Raw genomic sequence first — 4,128 nt, forward strand, 5'->3', positions numbered from 1 at the left:
GTGACGTAGGTAAGGCGGATGTTCTCGTCCCACTCCAGGCGGGTGTCGAAGCTGCCGTCGTCGGCCCACTCGCGCACCGCTTTGGCATCCGCGCCCTCGCCCTGCCACACCAGGTTCATGCCGCGGCCGGTGCGGTCCGTGTAACGGGTGATCAGGTGATGCTGGTACTGGTAGGTCCATGCGCCAGCATTCTCGTCTTGTGCCAGCGTGAGGTCGCCCGCTTCGTCATAGCGGTACAGGCTCAGGCGGCGCAGGGGTTCGTGCTCGCCCATCAGCCACAGGCCGGTGATGCGGCCCGCCTCGTCCACCAGAGTGCCCAGGTGGGTATGCGGCTGACTGGGATCGTCCTGGTAGGTGATCAGGTCCGACAGCTCCGCGCGATTGCCAACGCGGTGGTCGTAGCCGAGCAGCATGCCGGCGCCGCCGCGCAGTTCGATCCGCACCAGCAGGAAGCGGTCGCCGTGGCGCTGGTAGGTCTCGCGGCGTTCGTAGCCGCGACACAGCACCAACTCGTGATCGCGTACACGAACCAGCGTGAGGTCTTCGATGCGATCTTCATGGAACTGTCCGAGCTTGGGCAGCGGGTAGTCGTGGCTGCGCCCGTCGGCGCCGTGGTAGCGCAGGCCTTCGCCCAGCACGTCGAAGCGCGTGGTGTATGGCGTGATCCAGCGCGCGCCCAGCACGCCATCGTCGAAGGCACCCAGGCTGGAGCGGTAGGTGCGGGTCCATTCAATGGGGAACGGGCCCGGCAAGGCGAAGTCGGTATGCGCGATGGTCTCGCTGCCCATGGCGAAGCTGATGCTGCCGCAACTGCCGACACACGTGCCGTTTTTCTGGGGCTTGGCATCGCCCTGGGCCCTACGTTCGACGGGGCGCGGCTCCAGCGGCTGCCCCGGGTGGCTGGCCTTGCTGATGCTGGTGGTGCCCGACTTGACGTTGGCGCCATGTCCCCGGCCTGGTCTGCGGGCGAGGACGGCGCGGGCCAGGCCCGCGATGATCCAGCCGATGCTCTGCTCAACGTTTTCGTCGGCCAGACGGCGAATCTGCCGACCGAGTTCGGGCGACAGCCGACGAAGTGCTGCGGTCTCCCGCAGCACTGCATCGCAGGCGCGCTTCGGTATCGCCATTGTCGCCAGGTTGAGGCTGGCCTTGGCCACGCCCGCCTGGAATTGCGTGGCGGCGCCATACACATTGGTGAATACGCCGAGCGGGTCACGCCAGAGTTTGCCCGTGGCCTCGAACAGTTCCGCCTTCGCAGCCTTGAGATTGCCCTCGGCGTCCAGCTCGCTCAGCACGATCGCGTCCAGGCCGTTGGCCAGGTCAACGATCAGCGCCTCTCCATACTGGGCGGCCGCTTCGATGAAACCGGACAACTCGGCCCGTGCCTTCGTCACGAAGTCTTCCAGGCTGCCCTTGATGCTGGCGTTCAAACTGGTAGCGAGCACCGTGAGCATTGCCTCGCCGACCAGTTGCTTGCCGCTCTTGCGCAACTCCTGACGCACCAGGAACAAGCCGGGGCGCAAACTCATGCGGGCAGCCGCTGTGCCGGGCAAGGGCACCACGCCCATCAGGTTGATGCCCAGGCTCACCCAATCGAGCGTATGGCGCTCTTTACTCTTCGCGAGGGTGACGATATCGCCGAACACGTCCGCCAGTGCGAGGATGTTGCCCAACACCGGCAGCGCACCGGCCATGGTGGAGATACGTTCCAGCGAGATCGTGCCGTCGCTGATGCTGATCAGCCAGTCGTCGAAGGCACTGATGCTCTGCCCCACGTCGGCGGGTTGGATCAGGTTCACCGGGACGACGGCTACTTGCTTTGCTCGAGGTAATGCGGCGTTGCTGTTCGTGCTATCCATCGCGGGTTAATCGGAATGTGAAATTGGAATCGATGAGCCGCAATCCGATGCGGCTTCTTGTGATGGGAGCGCTGCGTCCGGGACCGAGCCTTGTTTAGGGGGCAAAGGCGCCCCTCTGTCGCGCCCGGTGCCTCTTGACGCTCGCCAAGGCGTCAGTTGTACGGGGGCCAGCACGCTGAGATCGAGTCCACTCGCCTCGAATCGCTGCATGACTTCTCTTAAAAGGCCGTCATTGCTGGTCAGGATAGAAGTGCACGGCAAGCACGTCCTCCACTGCTCCGCCCTTGGCCTTTGCCGCGGGAAATTTGACCTCGGTTTTCGTATGGATCTTCTTGATCGGCGCATACGGATTTTCTACGAACTCGTCTTGGTCATATATCTCCCAGTCGACCGTGAAATCCGTTCCCTTCAACTTGTAGCAACAGCTCAACCTTCCAGCCAGCGCCCGGCGGTGAGTCGCCCCTCCGCTCGCTCGGTTGCCGTATTTGTCACGAATCGTGAAATCGCTCAGATTGAACGGTGTGTAGTTGAGCCCCATGATGTTGACTCCACGGTAGGTCGGCTCGGAAGAAAACGCGTCGCAACCGGCTAACGTCAGTACGACGGCAAGCAAGGTGACAAACCGCTTTATGATTGATGAATCACATCAAACTCAACAACCCAAGGCTTCAGCGCTAATAGGATGGTCCGCCCCTCCCTGAAGGGGGATACTGAAGCCCCGAAACCGTCGGAGAATGATGCGTATCGTTCCTCACAGCTGCGCCGTCTACGGTGTTGACCTGGGCAAGACGACGATTCACATCGCCGGTGCCGACCAGCACGGACAGCCCACACTGAGAATCAGGCTTCGTCGCGACGCCTTGCTACAGTTCTTTGCGACGGCGTCTCCCGCGCGCATGGGCATGGAAGCTTGTCCAGGAGCGCATTGGCTGGCAAGGAAACTGATCGCATTCGGCCACGACGTAAAGTTGATACCAGCCCAATTCGTCAAGCCCTACCTGAAGTCGAACAAGAATGACACGCTCGACGCCTAGGCAATCGCCGAAGCTGTAACGCGACCAATGATGCGTTTCATCCCTGTCAAACGCCACGAGCAACTTGACATGCAAGCGCTACATCGCGTGCGAGCCCGATTCATTCACCAGCGCACGGCTCTCGTGAGCAGTTTCGCTGCTTTCTGCTCGAATACGGCATCGCAATCCACGCCGGCGTCGGCATGTTCCGACGCGATGCCACTCGCATTCTCGCGGATGATTCCAATGATTTGACGCCGACCATGCGACAGCTGCTGACGGATCTGCGGTCGGACTTCCTGCGCATAGACGAGCGCGTCACTGCACTTTCCGGTCAGATCGACGCGTCCGCCAAGCATGATGACGTTGTACAGCGCCTCACGACGATTCCGGGAATCGGCCCGCTCGGGGCAAGCGCTTTGTGCGCAGCCATTTGAACTGGCAAGCAGTTCCGCAGCGGACGAAACTTGGCCGCATGGATCGGCCTCGTTCCGCGTCAGCATACGACCGGTGGCAAGTCTACGCTCTTGGCCATCAGCAAACGCGGCAATACGTACCTGCGCCGCTTACTTGTACTGGGCGCTCAGTCCTGTCTGATGCATCTGGATCGCTCAAGAGATCGACTCGGGCGATGGCTGGATACGCTCAAGAGCAGGATGCATCACAACAAGGTCGTGATAGCGCTGGCGAACAAACTTGCTCGCGTCGCTTGGGTTGTGCTCACGCGCACGGCAGCTCTGTACGAAAAATTGGATCCTCACTTTTAGAACCGAATCGACCTCAAGTTTGCAGGGACTTGGAATCGAGATGACGCAACAGTTGACTGGCGTGCCGTAAGCCTTGGTCAAAAAAGCGGGCTAGCGAGCCCGAGCCAGCTTATTAGGAACGGTGCGCGCAGATCTCATCACGGCCTGAACGCCAAAAGCGTTCGACTCGCGAGAAGCCGGATACATTTACGCAAACTGACATGCGTCGGATCGACAACGCTCGCCTTACAAAGCCGGGGTGGACCATACATTTTTTGCGAGTATGTCCTGGAGCATGGCCTTGTCTAGGCTCAGGTCCGCCACGAGCCGCTTCAACTTCGCGTTTTTCTCCTCGAGCTGGCGCAAGCGGCGCAACTCAGAAAGCCCCAGCCCTCCGAATTTCTTCTTCCAGTTAATGGTATGGACTGCTCCAGCAGGCGTATCGTAACTGCTGACGTTACCGTTCATAGGAGTATCGTCATGGAAATCATTCGGTTCCTTGCCATCGAT

The 4,128-nt window shown here is 60.7% G+C and carries 5 protein-coding genes and 1 pseudogene; 2 read left to right on the top strand and 4 right to left on the bottom strand.

Annotated elements, in window-relative coordinates; genetic code table 11:
* Together BTE28158_RS32120 and BTE28158_RS32125 are read right to left on the bottom strand one after the other, a co-directional pair.
* A partial coding sequence (locus tag BTE28158_RS32120) for a DUF6531 domain-containing protein (RefSeq protein ID WP_254597379.1) occupies positions 1 to 1,859 on the bottom strand: 1,859 nt, incomplete at its 3' end.
* A gap of 229 nt (positions 1,860 to 2,088) precedes the next feature.
* Positions 2,089 to 2,397, bottom strand: a complete 309-nt coding sequence (locus BTE28158_RS32125; protein WP_239007232.1) for a DUF3304 domain-containing protein — start codon at positions 2,395 to 2,397, stop codon at positions 2,089 to 2,091.
* A gap of 196 nt (positions 2,398 to 2,593) precedes the next feature.
* On the opposite strand from BTE28158_RS32125, the gene BTE28158_RS32130 reads away from it, so the two are divergent.
* Positions 2,594 to 2,893: a transposase gene (locus tag BTE28158_RS32130; protein WP_203249530.1), complete on the top strand. Its 300-nt coding sequence runs from the start codon at positions 2,594 to 2,596 to the stop codon at positions 2,891 to 2,893.
* Between the two features lie 104 nt (positions 2,894 to 2,997).
* Here the strand turns inward: BTE28158_RS32130 and BTE28158_RS32135 are convergent, their stop codons facing one another.
* Positions 2,998 to 3,375: a hypothetical protein gene (locus BTE28158_RS32135; RefSeq protein WP_203249532.1), complete on the bottom strand. Its 378-nt coding sequence runs from the start codon at positions 3,373 to 3,375 to the stop codon at positions 2,998 to 3,000.
* Here BTE28158_RS32135 and BTE28158_RS33035 point away from each other — a divergent pair.
* Positions 3,340 to 3,639 (top strand): transposase, encoded by a 300-nt coding sequence (locus BTE28158_RS33035; RefSeq protein WP_203249531.1) that lies wholly within the window; start codon positions 3,340 to 3,342, stop codon positions 3,637 to 3,639. The genes BTE28158_RS32135 and BTE28158_RS33035 overlap by 36 nt on opposite strands.
* A gap of 246 nt (positions 3,640 to 3,885) precedes the next feature.
* Here BTE28158_RS33035 and BTE28158_RS32145 read toward each other — a convergent pair.
* A pseudogene (locus BTE28158_RS32145) lies at positions 3,886 to 4,032 on the bottom strand (transposase); the annotation flags it as partial.
* Between the last annotated feature and the right edge of the window lie 96 nt (positions 4,033 to 4,128).

Origin of the sequence: Burkholderia diffusa (assembly GCF_902499115.1) — a bacterium.
Taxonomy (GTDB): Bacteria; Pseudomonadota; Gammaproteobacteria; order Burkholderiales; family Burkholderiaceae; genus Burkholderia; species Burkholderia diffusa.

Coding starts and splice junctions, on each gene's coding strand:
- BTE28158_RS32125 (WP_239007232.1), bottom strand. CDS start 2,397: ATGGGGCTCAACTACACACCGTTCAATCTGAGCGATTTCACGATTCGT.
- BTE28158_RS32130 (WP_203249530.1), top strand. CDS start 2,594: ATGATGCGTATCGTTCCTCACAGCTGCGCCGTCTACGGTGTTGACCTG.
- BTE28158_RS32135 (WP_203249532.1), bottom strand. CDS start 3,375: ATGCTGACGCGGAACGAGGCCGATCCATGCGGCCAAGTTTCGTCCGCT.